Raw genomic sequence first — 14,319 nt, 5'->3', positions numbered from 1 at the left:
GGCTCCTTCGCCCCCCGTGACGGGGCGCGCCCCCTCGGGCCGCACCTGAAGTGCCTTCAGGTCCGCGATCTGCTGGGCACGAGTCTCCTGGTCTCCGCGGCCGCCGGACAGGTCGGCAACGAAATACGACACCCCCGGCTGCCGACACGAGGAAGGCGGGTCAGAAGCGGAACACCCCGAGGTCTCGCACCGTGTCGGCCAGAGCGCGGATGAGGTCGGTTTCCGCTTCGGTCCGCCAGACCAGAGCGAAGTGCAGGCTTGCCATGTCGGGAAGGGGAAGCCATCGGATGTTCGACATGCCCCAGTACCTGGTGACGTGGCCCGGGAAGGAGTGGATGATCTCTCCCATGCCGACGTGGCTGATCAGCTCGTCGGCGTTGTCCGATGCCGCCGATGTGAGGCGCTCGATCGACCGGCCTCGTGGGGTGTAGAAGGGCAGGTAGCTGTCCTCCCAGTAGTCCGGCAGACCGTGGGCGGTGCCGTGCGGGAAGTCGGCGAGCAGCTCCAGTGGTACCGAGTCCCGCCGCGCGAGCCGGTGGTCGGCGGCCACGGCGAGGATCCGTGAGTCGGTGCACAGGGTTGGTCCGACGGTGAAGTCCGGTTCTTCCACCGGCAGCCAGACGACGATGACGTCCATGGCATCGTTGCGAAGCTGGCCGAACACATCGGTGAAGGTCGCCTGGCGGACCTGGAGTCCCCAGTGCGGGTACCGCGCCCGGAACGCCTTCCAGTAGGGGTGCAGATCAGCGACGTTGAAGGGCATCAGACTGATGCGGAGCTGGGCGGTGATGCCGCGGGCCGCCAGCTGGGCCCGCTGCAGGGAATCGTGCAGGCCCGCGTAGACCGGTTGCAGATCGTCGCGGAACTGGCGGCCGACCTCCGTCAGGCGCACCGTGCGGCTGGTGCGGGCGAACAGCTCGGCGCCGATGCGCCGCTCCTGCTTCTTGATGGCCTGGCTGACGCGCGCCTGGGAGACGTGCAGCCGCTGTGCGGTCCGGCCGAAATGCAGCTCCTCGGCCAGCACCAGGAAGATCTCGATGTCCCGCAGCTCCACCGGCCCCCCGGCCCCTCGTTCATAACCCTGCGGTTATCGAACCGCGCACAAGTTTTCCTTGATCATACGCGCCGACCACAACATCGTTTGGGGCATGCAGTCACGCGCGCAGACCCCCCATTCGTACGGTCGGGCGGGATGAGGTGCCCCGACAACACCTTCGTCCCGTTATCGGCATGTCGCGCCGCCCATGAGCGATGCCATCGACCTCACCGTGATGTACGCGATGCATGACGCCTGCGCCGGGAACCTCGTCGCATCCCGAAGTACGACCGACTCGACCACGAAAGCCGTCACCTTGTCCCCATCTGTGCATGTCATACCGCTCCAGCGCGTCTCTGCCGAGGAGGCCGCCGCGTGGCATCAGGTCGTCGCGGCCTCGATGGCCCACGACCTGCCCGGAGTACCGACCCCCGACCCCGCACAGATCCACGCCCGGCTCACCCAGCCCGCCCTGGGCAGCCACCGGCTGACCTGGTTGGCCACCGGTGCGGACGGCGTCCCCGTCGGCGTCGCCGGCCTGCGGGTGTTCACCTCCCCGGGCCAGGAGCACCTGGCCGAACTGGAACTCCACGTCGACCCCGCACACCGACGCCAGGGAACCGGCTCCCTCCTCCTGGCGGCGGTCGTGGCGGCCTGCCGCGCCGAGAACCGGCGCAGCCTGATCGCCGAAGCCGCGGCCGACGGTCCGGGCGAAGCCTTCAGCGAACGGTGGGGCTTCCGCCGAGCGCTGACCTTGAATCACCTCATGTTGCGCCTCAATGAGACGGGCCGGGCCGACCTGCTCCAGATCGCCGATGCCGAGCACCCCGGCTACCGGCTGACCGGCTGGACCGGCACGGTTCCCGACGAGCTCGCCGACGCGTTCGCCGCGGCCAAGAACGCCATGAACGACATGCCCGTCGGCGACCTGGACTACGGCAGTGTGGAGTGGGACGCCGACCGCGTCCGTGCCATGGCCAAGGTGATCGCCGACCGCGGTGACACGCTGCTGACCATCGCGGCCGTCCACGACGACGGCAGCATGGCCGGCTACACCGAGATCCTGCTCCCGCAGGGCTCCGGGCCACGTGCCCAGCAGTACGACACGGCGGTCGTGCCCGCGCACCGCGGCCACGGCCTTGGCCTGTGGGTCAAGGCCGCCATGGTGCGTCGTCTGCGCGCCGAGCATCCCGACGTCGTCGAGATCGAGACGGACAACGCCGACGACAACATCCACATGCTGGCCGTCAACCGCCGACTGGGATTCCGCTCCTACCGGCGCACCCGCGAGTTCCAGCTCGACGTGCCCACGACCTGACCTCACCCGCGGGCCGCTCCCTCGGCCGGCATCCACGGAAATGAGAAGCACGACATGCGTGTGCTGTTGATGGCGTACGGATCGCGCGGCGACATCGCGCCGCTGGCGGGACTGGCGGCGCAGTTGCGGAAACTCGGCGCGGAGGTACGCGTGTGCGCACCGCCGGACGAGGAGTTCGCGGAACTGCTGGCCGGTGTCGGCGCGGAACTGGTGCCCTTCGGGCGGGACGTGCGCGCGCTGCGCACGGGAGCGCCGCCGTCGGACGCGGCCGCGTTCGCTGCCGAGCTGGTCGCCGCGCACTTCGACACGGTCGGCAAGGCGGCCGAGGGCTGTGACGTGGTGGTGGCGAGCGGTCTGATGCCGGCCGGTGTCCGCTCGGTGGCCGAGAAGTTGGGCATCCGCTACGTGTACGCGGGCTTCCACCCGTTCGAGATGCCCTCCCCGCACTACCGACCGTCGCCGCGGCCCGGCCCGCCGGCTCCGCCCGACATGACCGACAACCACGCTCTGTGGGACCTGGACGCCCAGAAGGTCAACGCCCTTTACCTCCAGCCCCTGAACGCCCACCGCGAGGCGATCGGCCTCGCCCCGGTGGACAACGTCCGCGACCACGTTTTCACCGAACGGCCGTGGCTGGCGGTGGACCCGGTCCTGGGCCCGTGGCAGGAGCTGCCGGACCTCGACGTCGTGCAGACCGGTGCGTGGATCCTGCCCGACGAACGCCCCCTGCCCGCCGACCTGGAGGCGTTCCTGGACGCCGGTACTCCGCCGGTGTACGTCGGGTTCGGCAGCATGCCCATGAGCACAGCCGCCGACATCGCCCGGACGACCGTCGAGGCGGCCCGCGCGCAGGGCCGCCGCGTGCTCGTCTCCCGCGGCTGGGCAGACCTGGGCCTGGTCGACGACTCGGACGACTGCTTCGCCGTCGGCGACGTCAACCACCAGTCCCTGTTCCGCCGGGTCGCGGCCGTCGTGCACCACGGCGGCGCAGGCACCACGACCACCGCCGCCCGAGCCGGTGCACCCCAGGTGGTGGTGCCCCAGTTCGTGGACCAGCCGCACTGGGCCGCCCGCGTAGCCGAGTTGGGCATCGGCGCGGCACACGCCGGCCCGACCCCGACCCTCGAGTCCCTGTCGGCCGCCCTCGGGACGGCCCTGACCCCCGAGACGGAAGCACGGGCGAAGGCCGTCGCCGACACGATCCGCACCGACGGGACGGCGGTGGCCGCGAAGCTGCTCCTCGAGACGGGGCACGTCGCGCCGGTGAGCCGCGAACAGATCTCCATGATCGCCCATGCCGACCACCCGATAAAATCTCCGCTCGACGACGACTCGGTCAGTCGGCTGCTCGAACGCGGCCTGCCGCGAGGCGACGAGCGCGTGCTCGACCTCGGATGCGGCACAGCGGAATGGCTGCTGCGTGCCCTGGCAACGCGCCCCCGCCTGTACGCCGAGGGCGTCGACGTCTCCGAAGTCGCCCTGACGCAGGCCCGCCAGGCAGCGAGCCGACTCGGCGTCGACGAGCGCCTGGTCCTCCACCAGCGGGACGCCGCCGACTTCGTCTCCGCGCAGCCGTTCGACCTGGTGATCAGCGTCGGCGCCACGCATGCCTTCGGCGGTCTCCTCCCCACCCTCGCCGCGGCCCGCGAGCACCTGGCTCCCGGAGGCCGCGTTCTGATCGGCGAGTCGTTCTGGGACCGCGCCCCTTCACCAGCGGCCGTCGAGATGTTCGGTGACCTCGCCGACCTGGCGACCACGGTGGACCGCGTCGTCGCCGACGGCTGGACCCCCGTCCACGGCCATGTCAGCACCCGCGGCGAGCTGGACAACTACGAGTGGGCCTGCTGGGGCTCACTGGCCTCGTGGGCTCTGGACCACCCTGACGTTCCGGCCGGCCCACAGGTACTGGAGACGGCCACCGCCCGGCGTTCGCAGTGGCTGCACGGCTACCGGGACAGCTTCGGCTTCCTCTGCCTGGTCCTGCGTCAAACCAGGGCGTGATCGGGTAGGGCCGCCGGCAGGCCCAGGATCCACCCGATACGGACCGGGCCGGGCCGGCTTTCGGTGGCTCCGCAGCCGGTGGACCCGTGCGCACCTGAACACCTTCCGGCCCGACGAGAACCTGGCACGGACTACGAGCTGTGGGCCACCGAGGTTGCCGACCCAGCATCACTCGTCGAGGCCCTCCTCAACGATACGGAGATCGAGGCCGTACGACTGCCCTGGTCCCTCTGACCCTCTGACCCTCTGACCCTCTCCGAGCCTGGTCAGGCGGCCTTGAGGGTGCCGCCGTCGATGATGTGGTCGGCGCCGTGGATGTTGGCTGCACGGTCGGACAGCAGGAAGGCGACCAGGTCGGCCACCTCCGCGGGCTCGGTGACGCGCCCCGAGGAGATGCCGAGCTGCGCGGGCAGGCCGGCGAGCAGATCGCCGTGATTCACCCCGAAGGCGGCGGCCACCTTGCCCCCGAAACCGTCCGCGTCGGTCCACAACGGACTGGCAGTGAGACCCGGGGAGACGGTGTTCACGCGGACGCCGCGCGGCGCCAGCTCCTCGCTGAGCCGCTTCCCGAACTGGGTCAGCGCCGCCTTGGCCTCCGCATAGCCCACCGGCGAGCCTCCCGGCACGCGGGCATTGATCGAAGAGATGTTCACGATCGCACCTCGGCGTTCCATGATGCTCGGCAACGCCGCCTTGGTGGTCCACACCGCACTGAAGAGGTTGAGATCGAATATCCCCTGCCACTGCTCGTCGTCGACGTCCAGGAACCCGGCGAGGGACAGGCCTTCCGGGTCGCCCGCGCCAACGTTGTTGACGAGGAAGTCGATCCCGCCGACCGCGGCCAGCGCCTGATCGACGATCGACCGTGCCCCGTCTCGGGTGCTCAGGTCGACGGACACGGCCGCGGCGGCGACCTTCTCCAACTCGGGGGTGACGGTCCGGGCGGCACCCACCACCCGGACACCCTCCGCGGCCAGGGCCTGAGCGATCGCGAGGCCGATGCCGCGACTCGCGCCGGTGACCAGAGCGGTCTTCCCGCTGATGCCGAGTTCCATGATGTCCCCTTCTTGAATGACAGATTCTTGAACTGAAGGTCTAAAATTAGGGCGCAAAAAGTCCACCGCCCGGGGCATCGTGCCTCAGAGGCCTGCCAGGGCCGTGTCGATGATCCGATACAGCGCCGGCCGGTCGAACGTCTTGACCATGACCCGCAGCCCCGCAAGGGTGGTCTGGAGAAACAGTGCATACGCCCTGGCGTCGATGCCCCGGTCGACGTCACCGTCCCGCTGTCCTTGCTCGATGCGCGCGGCGAACTGCTCGATACCGCGCTCCTCGATACGGTGCGCCGCGCGGGTGGCTTCCTCGTCCCGCCCGCCGAGCTCCTCGACCGTTTTCTGGGCCAGGCATCCGCGACGGGCCGGCCCGTCCAGGCTCATGTCCACGAGCAGCACAAAGTGCGCGCGAATGCACTCCTTGGCGCTCCCCGGTCGAGAGAGGGACTCCTCGGTGAACTCCGAACACATCCGGCCGTACAGGTCCAACGCCCTGCCGAACAACTCCCGCTTGGAACCGAAGGAGTGGTACAGGCTGCCCTTGGCCACTCCGGTCGCCTCGGCGAGGTCGGCAGGGGACGTCCCGACGTAACCCTTGGTCCAGAACGTCTCCATCGCCTGCGCGATGACCACGTCCGGTTCGAAACTCTTCGGCCTGCCCATGCCGCTACTGTAGTGATCATTTGACCTCGGGGTCAAATACTCGGACCGGGGGGCCGGGGGCCGGACCCGCAGATCGGCAACGGCGCCGCCGGGCCGAGGGGGAGGTGACGCGCCCGGTCCCCTGAAAGGCGTGTGCTGTCCCAGTCATGCGAGTTTCGTTCGTCGTACTGTGGGCGGATGCCCGGCACCTGGGGTTGGGCGCGAAGACTCGGCTGGGGGGACGACATGGATGTAAGGCGCAAGGCCGCCGCTTTCGCGGCCGTTTTAGCAGGGGTGAGCGGCGTCATGATGGCGTCGGCACCGCCTGCCGCCGCTGTGGGCGGTTGCCCCTCCGGCAAGCTCTGCCTCTATCGCAGCACCGAGTACCGCACGATGTCCTTTGAGGCCGCCAGCACGAGCGCGTGCTTCGAACTCGACGACTACGGCCTGACCTACCCGTTCAACGGCATCAACTCCTACGTGAACAACCTCCCGGTCAAGGCGACGCTCTACCACTCCGAGCCGACGGGCTGGTACGCGATGTCGACCATCCGACCCGGCGGTTTCAGCAGCAATACAGGAGCTCTCACAGCCGACGGCTACTGGTACCGGTACTCGGAGAAGATCTGCACGGGTTCTGCAACTCCCTGAGTGCGGCTGCGGAGCCTCGGAGGTCCGCCGTGACGCGCCCTCCCCGATAGGCGGCCGAGAACACGTCCCACCGTCCCCGAGCACGTGCCCGTTCCCTGACCGGCACGTGCCGAGGGACCGACAGACAAACCTGCTGGAGATCACCCTCATGTATCCGATACCACGCCGACGACGCGTGCTCGCCGCTGTTTCCGTGCTGATGCTCGGCGCGCTCCTGTCGCCGGCGGTGACCGCGAGCGCTTCGCCCACAGCACCCGAGGCTCCGGAGCCTGCCCGGATCGACCTGGTTCTCGACCTGTCCGGGTCGATGAACGACAACGACGCCGGTGGCCAGACCCGCCTCGCCGCCGCCAAGCAGGCGGTCACCCGGATCATCGACACCGCCCCCGAGCAGGCCCCGCTGGGACTGCGCGTCTACGGCGCCACGTATCCCGGGGAGGACAAGAAGCAAGGCTGCGCGGACACGCAGCAGGTCCTGCCGGTCACGCCGATGGACCGGGCGGCGCGCGCCGACGCCAAGAAGCGGGTCGCGGACTTCAAGGCGGTCGGGTTCACACCGATCGGCTTCTCGCTCCGCGAAGCAGCCAAGGACCTCGGCACCAGCGGCAAGCGCCGGATCGTCCTGGTCTCGGACGGTGAGGACACCTGTGCGCCGCCGCCTCCATGTGAGGTGGCCCGCGAGCTCAAGGCGCAGGGCGTGGACCTGGCCGTGGACGTGGTCGGGTTCCGGACGCCCTCCTCGGCACGTGCGCAGCTGACGTGCATCGCGGAGGTGACCGGCGGGTCGTACGCGGAAGCCGCCGACGCCGACTCGCTGACCGCCAATCTGGGCACCCTGTTCCGCAAGGGGTGGCGGACCTACCACGCCACCGGCAAGCCGGTCGAGGGCTCCCTGGGCGGCTGCCAGGACGCTCCGCTGGTCACGCCCGGCCAGTACCTGGACAAGTTCACCGGGGGACGCGACCTCTACTACAAGGTCAAGAAGCGGCCGGACCAGCGGCTCCAGGTCAGCGCCACCGCCGTCGCCGAAGATGGGTACGACCGCGGTTCCATCATCACCGTCGCCGCCGGCCCTCCGGGCAACGGCGAACCCCGTGACTGGCTGCGCGAGTTCTCGCAGTCGATGGGGTGGTCGGACATCCTCTCCACCGGAGGTCGCAGCAAGCCCGGAGCAGGCAACGAGTCGCCCGCGCCGGACGACACCGGCTGCATCAGGGTCGAGAACCAGGTGACCAAGTCCGGCGACAAGCCGATGCCCGTCGAGCTTCTCGTCGGCATCGCCGACACGACGACCCAGGGGGCCGGCGCGCGGACTCCGGAGCCCCGCACCGGGGCCGACGCCGAGGGTGGCTTCTCCTTCAACAGCGCCACCCCGATCGGACCGGGCACCCACCGGCAGTCCATCGCCGTCGGTGAGGCCCCCTTCTGGCGGGTGGAGCTGAAAGCGGGCCAGAAATTGAAGGTCACGGCCGGCGTGGACATCCCGGCCGACTTCCCCAACTCCAGCGTCACCGGGTGGAGCGTCACCGTCTACAACGCCATGCGTGAGTCGACGCAGTGCAACGAGGACAACTACCTGACCAAGCTCTTCGCAGGCAAGACCGGGCACTTCGAGCGGGTCTGCGGGCCCTGGGAGATCACCGAGCAGGACGACGCGAAGAGCGCCGACTCCAAGGGCTACGACGTGCCCGGCACGTACTACATCCAGGCGCAGGTCGCCGAGCCGGACCCCAAGGCGAAGGGCATCGTCGTACCGATCTCGCTGACCGTGGACGTCTCCGGCACACCCCGCTCCGGAAACAGCCCGGTGTTCTTCTTCGGTGACGACGCGGCCCAGGGCCCGTCGCTGTCCGGCGGGAACGGGAACGGGAACGGGACCGGCGAACAGGGCGGGACCGGCGGCACGACGGCTGCCGCGAAGGACGACGACTCGCTTGTGGGCAAGCTCGCGCTGCCGGTCGGTATCGGCGCCGGGGTCCTCCTGCTCGCCGGCATCACCTTCTACGCCCTCAGGCGCCGCGGGGCAGCCTGACACCTGCGCCTGCGCAGGTGAAGCGACCAGGCCCAGGCGCTCCGGAGTGCTGGCGCAGGCGCCCGCCCGGTTCCCCGCCCTGTTCCCCGCCCGGTGCTCGACCGGGCGGGGAACAGGACAGCTCTCAGCGGTCCCGTACTCCGGACCGGGCGGCGGGTCCCGCGGCGGACCCGCGCCCCGCCAAACCCCGGCCCGCATAACCGCCCGCCACCACGGACCCAGAGCCGCCACGACGGACAGCAGCCCCACGAGGGTCGCTGCCCCCGCGTCCTGCGAGTCCTGCCCGACGAACCGTCGGAACGCCTGCCGTCGCGCAACAATGCCGAGTCAGCCTTGGCGCCGTCGGCGCGCGCCCTTGTGGCCGGTGACTTGGGCTCCTGTGGGACGGCCTGTCGGCGGGTGGGGCGGGCCGCGGTGGATGACCCCCGCCGGGATGTGGCCGGGATCGCCGGCTTCGAGCGGCTTCATGGGCGATCGCGGAGACCGGGGGAGTGTCAACGTACGAACGGCGCCTCGGACTGCGCTGTCCGGAACCCGGTGACACCCTGGTGATGGGGCCGAACGCTCGGAAGACCCGAATGAGGTGCGCATGGCGAGTATGGGCGAGTTCCCCATCGGAAACGTCCGGCACACCGGACACATCGAGGTTCTGACCCGACGGACCGACGGCGAACCCGCGATTCTGGAGATCTACACGGGCTGGATCAATGTGGAGCTGGGGACGGGAGGGCCGAATCTCCAGCACATCGACTTCGCCTCCTTCCTGCCGATCTCCGGCACGATGGTGAAGCAATACCCGGAAGGGGTGGATCCCTCCGTGGCCGTCATCGCAGGTGCCGAAACCGTTGCCCACGACGAGGACGAGGCCGTGACCCACGGCGTCGACTTCGCCACCGTCACACTGGAGCCGCAGAACCTTCCGACCGGTGCGGGGCCGCCCAGATGCCTGATCCTGCGGGGCCGGTTCGGATTTCAGCACCTCTTCGCGTTCAACATGACCTACCACGTGACACTGCTATGGTCCCCCCACGATCAACTCCCGCTGATCGACCTGCCGCCGGGCGTGAGGCCGACCTGACGCTGGGGGGCGTACATTGACGGCACGACGGGGCGAGAAGACCCCCGGTGCACAGTGGCACGGAGGACCGAGCGTGGTATCTGAGCGCGGACGGCGGCGCAGGCCGCTGTTGATCGGCGCCGCGGTGGTGGTGAGTGCCGGGCTGGCCTTCGGCCTGTACTGGTTCGCGCCCTGGCAGTTGTGGGTGGACGACACCGTGAACGAGGCCGTCCCCTCGGTATCGGCAGCCCCGACCCCCGACGCACAGGCCACGCCCGCGGCCGAGCCACGGACGGTGGCCCAGGGAACCCTGATCAGCCACGAACACACCACCACCGGCACGGTGAAACTCCTCCGTCTCCCCGACGGCTCCCACGTCCTGCGCCTGGAGAATCTGGACACCAGCAACGGTCCCGACCTGCGGGTCTGGCTGACCGACGCCCCGGTCATCGAGGGCCGCGACGGCTGGCACGTCTTTGACGACGGGAAATACGTCAGCCTGGGCGCGCTCAAAGGGAACAAGGGCGACCAGAACTATCCCGTCCCGGCTGACGTGAACGTCGCCGACTACCGCAGCCTCGCCATCTGGTGCGACCGCTTCGACGTCTCCTTCGGCGCCGCCGCCCTCGACCGGACCTGAGGCTGTCCCGCACATGAGCTCCGAGCCGCCTCGAGCGTGACGACTGCCCGTCTCGTGCAGCCGAACAGCGCCGTGCGGGTTCCGGAAACCCGTGCATCGCGGTCCGCACGCGCGACCGGCCCTGCCCATCATCCCGCCTCGCCCAAGACTCCACCGGACGCCGATGCGGGGACAGGACGCCACGTCAGGTCTGGAGCACCGGCGCGTACGCCTCGGCGGTGAGACCGAACGTCCAGGCGACCCCCTCCCGCGCGGTCCGGGTCGTGGGCGGGACCCGCAGCCAGTAGGTGCGGAAGGTGCCGTCCGGCTCCGCTGTCGAGTTGAGCACCTCCACCATCATCACGTCCTCGTCGCCGTCGAGCGGGATGAACCAGAGGCTGCCGTACTCGTCGCGGTGGACCGGACGGGCGCCCGACTCGGCGAGGTAGCGGTCGTATCCGAAGAACTCCAGCATCACCCGGCGCAGTTCGGCGTTGTCCTCGTTGCGGATGCGTTCGGCAGTGAGGGCCGGGAGCTTCGCCAGGAAGTTCGCGGAGACCGGCATGCCGCGCCAGGCGCACAACGCGAACCCGTCGGGGTAGGCGAGGGCCGGGCCGTCCGCACGGTTCAGCCGCCCGGCCTCGTCCCTGTGCAGTTCCACGGGCCGCTCGCAGGCGACCGCCACGCTCTCGTACGGCCACCACCAGCCCCCGGCCCGCGCGGCCGCCGCGAGCCCGTCGAGGGCACGGCCGCGTGGCGCGAGGGCGGCGAGCCAGGCCGCGTCGTGCTGCCCCAGCACGGCGTCGAGCAGCAGCAGCCGTACCTCCGGGTCCTCCCCGAACTCCTCGACCACCCCGGCCCGGATCCGGTCGGCCAGGGCGCGGGTGGCCTCCCACAGCGGGGCACCCGTCGAGGACCACAGCGCGGTGTAGCCGACCGGCCCCAGTTCCCTTTGGGCCCGGTCCCGTTCGGCCGCCCAGGGGCGGGTCCGCACCTCCTCGCGCAGGCTCGGCCCCCGGTCGGTCAGGTCGTCCCGCAGCAGGGCGACGGCCGCCCGAGGGGAGTCGGTCCACAGGACGCGGGTGGGCTCCGGGCGCCCCGCGGTCCGGTAGGCCAGCCGGATCCCGGCCTCCGCGGCCTCCCGGTCGGCGGCCCCCGTGGCCGCCGCGACGGCCCGCCATCCGCCGCCCTCGTACGCCGCCGTGTCGTTGCCGTCCGTCATGTCCCGCCCCTGTCCTGTCATGTGCCGTGCCGATGCGGGCGCTGTGCGCGCGCCGTCCTGCGCCCTGCCCCGCGGTGTCGTGTCGCGGCAGCCGGCGGTCCTTCCTCCGGGCCGCCGCCGCTCAGTCCGCCACGATCCGCACGGAGCCCGGCACGTACTCCCGCTGCCGGACGACCCTGAACCACCCCCGCGGCAGCGGCACCACCGCGTGCTCCTCGTGAACCACCCGGCCGCCCTGCGGCAAGTGGAGCAGCATCGGCCCGAACGGCCCGCCCTCCCGGACCAGCCGGCCCGGCCCCGGAACCGCGTGCGCGTGGCCGGTGACCTCGCCCAGGGCCAGCACGAGCCGGCCCCGCGCGTCGCGCTGCTCGCCGGCGGCGTCCACGGCGTGCGCCGGGACCGCCTCCTCGGCGACGGGCACGATGAGCACGTCCCCCTGCCTGTACATGGCGTTCCCCTCCCCGCCGGCCTCCCTCGGGCCGGTCGTGGGAGTGACGGTAGGGGACGGGTCCGACAATCGGCCCGCGGCCGTCGCCCTCCTGCGGACAGGGCTGTCGGCGCGACTTGGTAGAACTGGTGTCGCACCGCACCAAGCGGCCACACCAGGAGCACGGAGCACCGCACATGACGATCGGCGATCACCTCAGCGAGCTGGGCGGCCTGCCGGCCTTCGACTTCCCCGGACCGGGTGACGCCTCCGCGCTGCCCCCGGCGGACTCCGTCGCCTGGCGGATCTCGGCCGACGTGTACGACGGCGAGGAGGACTGGCCCGAGGTCTTCGCCCGCTTCCTCGCGACCGTGGACACCCGGCAGGTGCGGTCCCTGATCGCGGGGGGCTGGGCCGAGGCGTACGACACCCCCAACACCGAGGTCGTCGAAGCCCTGGCGAAGGCGGCCGGCGACCTCAACGCGCTCCGCGCGCTGTTCATCGGCGACGTGACGTACGAGGAGTGCGAGATCTCCTGGCTGCACCAGTCCGACGTCACCCCGCTGCTGGAGGCCTTTCCGGCGCTGGAGGAGTTCGGAGTGCGCGGCGGCGAGGGCCTGGTCCTGCGCCCGATGGAGCACAAGGCCCTGCGCGTGCTCCGGATCGAGACCGGGGGGCTCCCGAAGGAGGTGGTGCGCGCCGTCGCCGCCTGTGAACTGCCCGCCCTCACCGACCTCGACCTCTGGCTGGGCACCTCCTGGTACGGGGCGGACGCCGACGTCTCCGACGTGGAACCCATCCTCAGCGGTGTCCGGCTGCCCGCCCTGCGCCGTCTCGCCCTGCGCAACAGCGAGATACAGAGCGAGATCGCCACCGCACTGGCGGGCGCCCCCGTCGTGGCCCGGCTGAAGGTGCTCGACCTGTCCATGGGGACCCTCGGCGACGAAGGGGTCACGGCCCTGCTGGAGGGCCAGCCCCTCACCCACCTCGACAAGCTCGACCTGCACCACCACTTCATCAGCGCTCCGTTCGAGGAGCGCCTGGTCCGGGCGCTCGCTCCCTACGGAGTGGAGGTGGACCTGTCGCACCGCAACGCCGACGGTGCCGACCGCGAGGACCGGTACACCGCGGTGGCGGAGTGAGCACTGCCGTCCCGCTAGCCGTCGTCGGCAACCCGGCGGGCCGCCGGGTCGCCCTCTTCCAGGAGGCCGTGCGGGCCCGCGGGCTGCCGCCCGCACGGGTCGTGGCCTGGCGCGACGTGCTGGACGGCCGGGCCGTCTTCCACCCGGGCGAGACCGTACGGATCGACTCGCCCGGGGAGGACCCCGAGGTCGAGCAGCTGCTGCGCGGAGTCTCCGACACCACCAGGGTCGAGGGGACCGCCCGCTGGTACCGCCGCTTCACCGAGGCAGCGCACGCCGTGGCCGCCGGTGTCGCGGCGGCCGGCGGGCGCCTGCTCACCGACCCGGCGGACCTCGCTGTCCTCTTCGACAAGCGGCGCTGCCATCACGTCCTGGCCTCCTCCGGGCTGCCCGTTCCGGCCTCGCCGACCTCCGGGCCGGCCGCCGTCCCGGTGCGCGGCTGGGAGGACGTACGGGACCTGCTCTCCCGGCCCGGATTGCGCCGGACGTTCGTCAAGCCCGCCCACGGTTCCTCCGCCTCGGGGGTGCTGGCCCTCGCATCGGGCCCGGGCGGCCGCGTCCGGGCCACCACCTCCGTGGAGCGGTCCCCCTCCGGGGCCCTGCACAACTCCCTGCGGGTGCGCCGGTACGAGGACGAGCGGGTGATCGGGGCCGTCGTCGACGCGCTCGCCCCGGACGGCCTGCACGTGGAGCGCTGGCTGCCGAAGGCCGCGCAGTACGGGCGGTCGGCCGACCTGCGGGTGGTGACCGTCGCGGGCCGCGCCACGCACGCCGTGGTCCGCACCGCACACGGGCCGATGACCAACCTGCACCTCGGCGGCGCCCGCGGCGACCTCGGCGCGGCCATCGCCGCCGTGACGGCCGCCGGAGGGAACTGGGAGCGCGACGCCCTCGCCGTCTGCGAGCGCGCCGCGGCCGCCTTCCCCGCCACCCTGTGCACCGGCGTGGACCTGCTGCCCGCCGCCGGCTGGCGCTCCTTCGCCATCGGGGAGGTCAACGCCTTCGGCGACCTGCTCCCCGGGCTCACCGGACTGCCCGGCTCACCCGCCGCCGGCCTCGACACCTATGCGGCACAGCTGGCCGCCGTACACGCAACCGCCTGACAGGACCCCCATGCACC

General features: G+C 71.2%; 13 protein-coding genes and 1 pseudogene. 9 read left to right on the top strand and 5 right to left on the bottom strand.

From position 1 onward, the window contains the following. Positions 1–160 precede the first annotated feature (160 nt). Positions 161–1,054, bottom strand: coding sequence for a LysR substrate-binding domain-containing protein (locus ACFV9H_RS01295; RefSeq protein ID WP_385391630.1), 894 nt, complete (start codon positions 1,052–1,054; stop codon positions 161–163). Between the two features lie 190 nt (positions 1,055–1,244). On the opposite strand from ACFV9H_RS01295, the gene ACFV9H_RS01290 reads away from it, so the two are divergent. From ACFV9H_RS01290 to ACFV9H_RS01280, 3 genes and pseudogenes are all read left to right on the top strand, one after another. Further along, positions 1,245–2,354 (top strand): GNAT family N-acetyltransferase, encoded by a 1,110-nt coding sequence (locus ACFV9H_RS01290; protein ID WP_385391628.1) that lies wholly within the window; start codon positions 1,245–1,247, stop codon positions 2,352–2,354. Between the two features lie 54 nt (positions 2,355–2,408). After that, positions 2,409–3,599, top strand: a pseudogene (locus ACFV9H_RS01285) (glycosyltransferase); the annotation flags it as partial. A gap of 18 nt (positions 3,600–3,617) precedes the next feature. After that, positions 3,618–4,355: an SAM-dependent methyltransferase gene (locus ACFV9H_RS01280; protein WP_385392110.1), complete on the top strand. Its 738-nt coding sequence runs from the start codon at positions 3,618–3,620 to the stop codon at positions 4,353–4,355. A 266-nt stretch (positions 4,356–4,621) separates the two neighbouring features. Here ACFV9H_RS01280 and ACFV9H_RS01275 read toward each other — a convergent pair whose 3' ends face one another. Together ACFV9H_RS01275 and ACFV9H_RS01270 are read right to left on the bottom strand one after the other, a co-directional pair. After that, on the bottom strand, positions 4,622–5,410 hold the full coding sequence (locus tag ACFV9H_RS01275; protein ID WP_385391627.1) for an SDR family oxidoreductase: 789 nt from the start codon (positions 5,408–5,410) through the stop codon (positions 4,622–4,624). 84 nt (positions 5,411–5,494) lie between these two features. After that, a complete protein-coding gene (locus ACFV9H_RS01270) occupies positions 5,495–6,070 on the bottom strand; it encodes a TetR/AcrR family transcriptional regulator (protein WP_385391625.1) in 576 nt (191 codons plus the stop codon). Between the two features lie 225 nt (positions 6,071–6,295). Here ACFV9H_RS01270 and ACFV9H_RS01265 point away from each other — a divergent pair, with 225 nt between their 5' ends. From ACFV9H_RS01265 to ACFV9H_RS01250, 4 genes are all read left to right on the top strand, one after another. Beyond that, positions 6,296–6,700 (top strand): peptidase inhibitor family I36 protein, encoded by a 405-nt coding sequence (locus tag ACFV9H_RS01265; RefSeq protein ID WP_385391624.1) that lies wholly within the window; start codon positions 6,296–6,298, stop codon positions 6,698–6,700. A 148-nt stretch (positions 6,701–6,848) separates the two neighbouring features. Continuing rightward, positions 6,849–8,732 (top strand): VWA domain-containing protein, encoded by a 1,884-nt coding sequence (locus ACFV9H_RS01260; protein WP_385391622.1) that lies wholly within the window; start codon positions 6,849–6,851, stop codon positions 8,730–8,732. A 589-nt stretch (positions 8,733–9,321) separates the two neighbouring features. Then, complete coding sequence (locus tag ACFV9H_RS01255; RefSeq protein ID WP_385391621.1) at positions 9,322–9,810, top strand: hypothetical protein; 489 nt, start codon at positions 9,322–9,324, stop codon at positions 9,808–9,810. 73 nt (positions 9,811–9,883) lie between these two features. Next, positions 9,884–10,429 (top strand): DM13 domain-containing protein, encoded by a 546-nt coding sequence (locus ACFV9H_RS01250; RefSeq protein ID WP_385391619.1) that lies wholly within the window; start codon positions 9,884–9,886, stop codon positions 10,427–10,429. A 184-nt stretch (positions 10,430–10,613) separates the two neighbouring features. Here ACFV9H_RS01250 and ACFV9H_RS01245 read toward each other — a convergent pair whose 3' ends face one another. Then, on the bottom strand, positions 10,614–11,630 hold the full coding sequence (locus ACFV9H_RS01245; RefSeq protein WP_385391617.1) for a DUF6745 domain-containing protein: 1,017 nt from the start codon (positions 11,628–11,630) through the stop codon (positions 10,614–10,616). A 121-nt stretch (positions 11,631–11,751) separates the two neighbouring features. Beyond that, positions 11,752–12,078: a hypothetical protein gene (locus ACFV9H_RS01240; protein WP_385391616.1), complete on the bottom strand. Its 327-nt coding sequence runs from the start codon at positions 12,076–12,078 to the stop codon at positions 11,752–11,754. A gap of 176 nt (positions 12,079–12,254) precedes the next feature. Between ACFV9H_RS01240 and ACFV9H_RS01235 the strand changes: the two genes are divergently transcribed. Further along, a complete protein-coding gene (locus ACFV9H_RS01235; protein ID WP_385391614.1) occupies positions 12,255–13,199 on the top strand; it encodes an STM4015 family protein in 945 nt (314 codons plus the stop codon). Further along, a complete protein-coding gene (locus ACFV9H_RS01230) occupies positions 13,196–14,302 on the top strand; it encodes an STM4014 family protein (RefSeq protein ID WP_385391612.1) in 1,107 nt (368 codons plus the stop codon). Before ACFV9H_RS01235 ends, ACFV9H_RS01230 begins: the two co-directional genes overlap by 4 nt. Positions 14,303–14,319: the final 17 nt, after the last annotated feature.

It is taken from the genome of Streptomyces sp. NPDC059874, assembly GCF_042731135.1.
Taxonomy (GTDB): domain Bacteria; phylum Actinomycetota; class Actinomycetes; order Streptomycetales; family Streptomycetaceae; genus Streptomyces.
Note: the sequence above shows the minus strand (reverse complement) of the source record. Positions and strands in the feature narration are given on the sequence as shown.

Coding starts and splice junctions, on each gene's coding strand:
- ACFV9H_RS01270 (WP_385391625.1), bottom strand. CDS start 6,070: ATGGGCAGGCCGAAGAGTTTCGAACCGGACGTGGTCATCGCGCAGGCG.
- ACFV9H_RS01265 (WP_385391624.1), top strand. CDS start 6,296: ATGGATGTAAGGCGCAAGGCCGCCGCTTTCGCGGCCGTTTTAGCAGGG.
- ACFV9H_RS01255 (WP_385391621.1), top strand. CDS start 9,322: ATGGCGAGTATGGGCGAGTTCCCCATCGGAAACGTCCGGCACACCGGA.
- ACFV9H_RS01240 (WP_385391616.1), bottom strand. CDS start 12,078: ATGTACAGGCAGGGGGACGTGCTCATCGTGCCCGTCGCCGAGGAGGCG.
- ACFV9H_RS01245 (WP_385391617.1), bottom strand. CDS start 11,630: ATGACGGACGGCAACGACACGGCGGCGTACGAGGGCGGCGGATGGCGG.
- ACFV9H_RS01260 (WP_385391622.1), top strand. CDS start 6,849: ATGTATCCGATACCACGCCGACGACGCGTGCTCGCCGCTGTTTCCGTG.
- ACFV9H_RS01290 (WP_385391628.1), top strand. CDS start 1,245: ATGAGCGATGCCATCGACCTCACCGTGATGTACGCGATGCATGACGCC.
- ACFV9H_RS01235 (WP_385391614.1), top strand. CDS start 12,255: ATGACGATCGGCGATCACCTCAGCGAGCTGGGCGGCCTGCCGGCCTTC.
- ACFV9H_RS01275 (WP_385391627.1), bottom strand. CDS start 5,410: ATGGAACTCGGCATCAGCGGGAAGACCGCTCTGGTCACCGGCGCGAGT.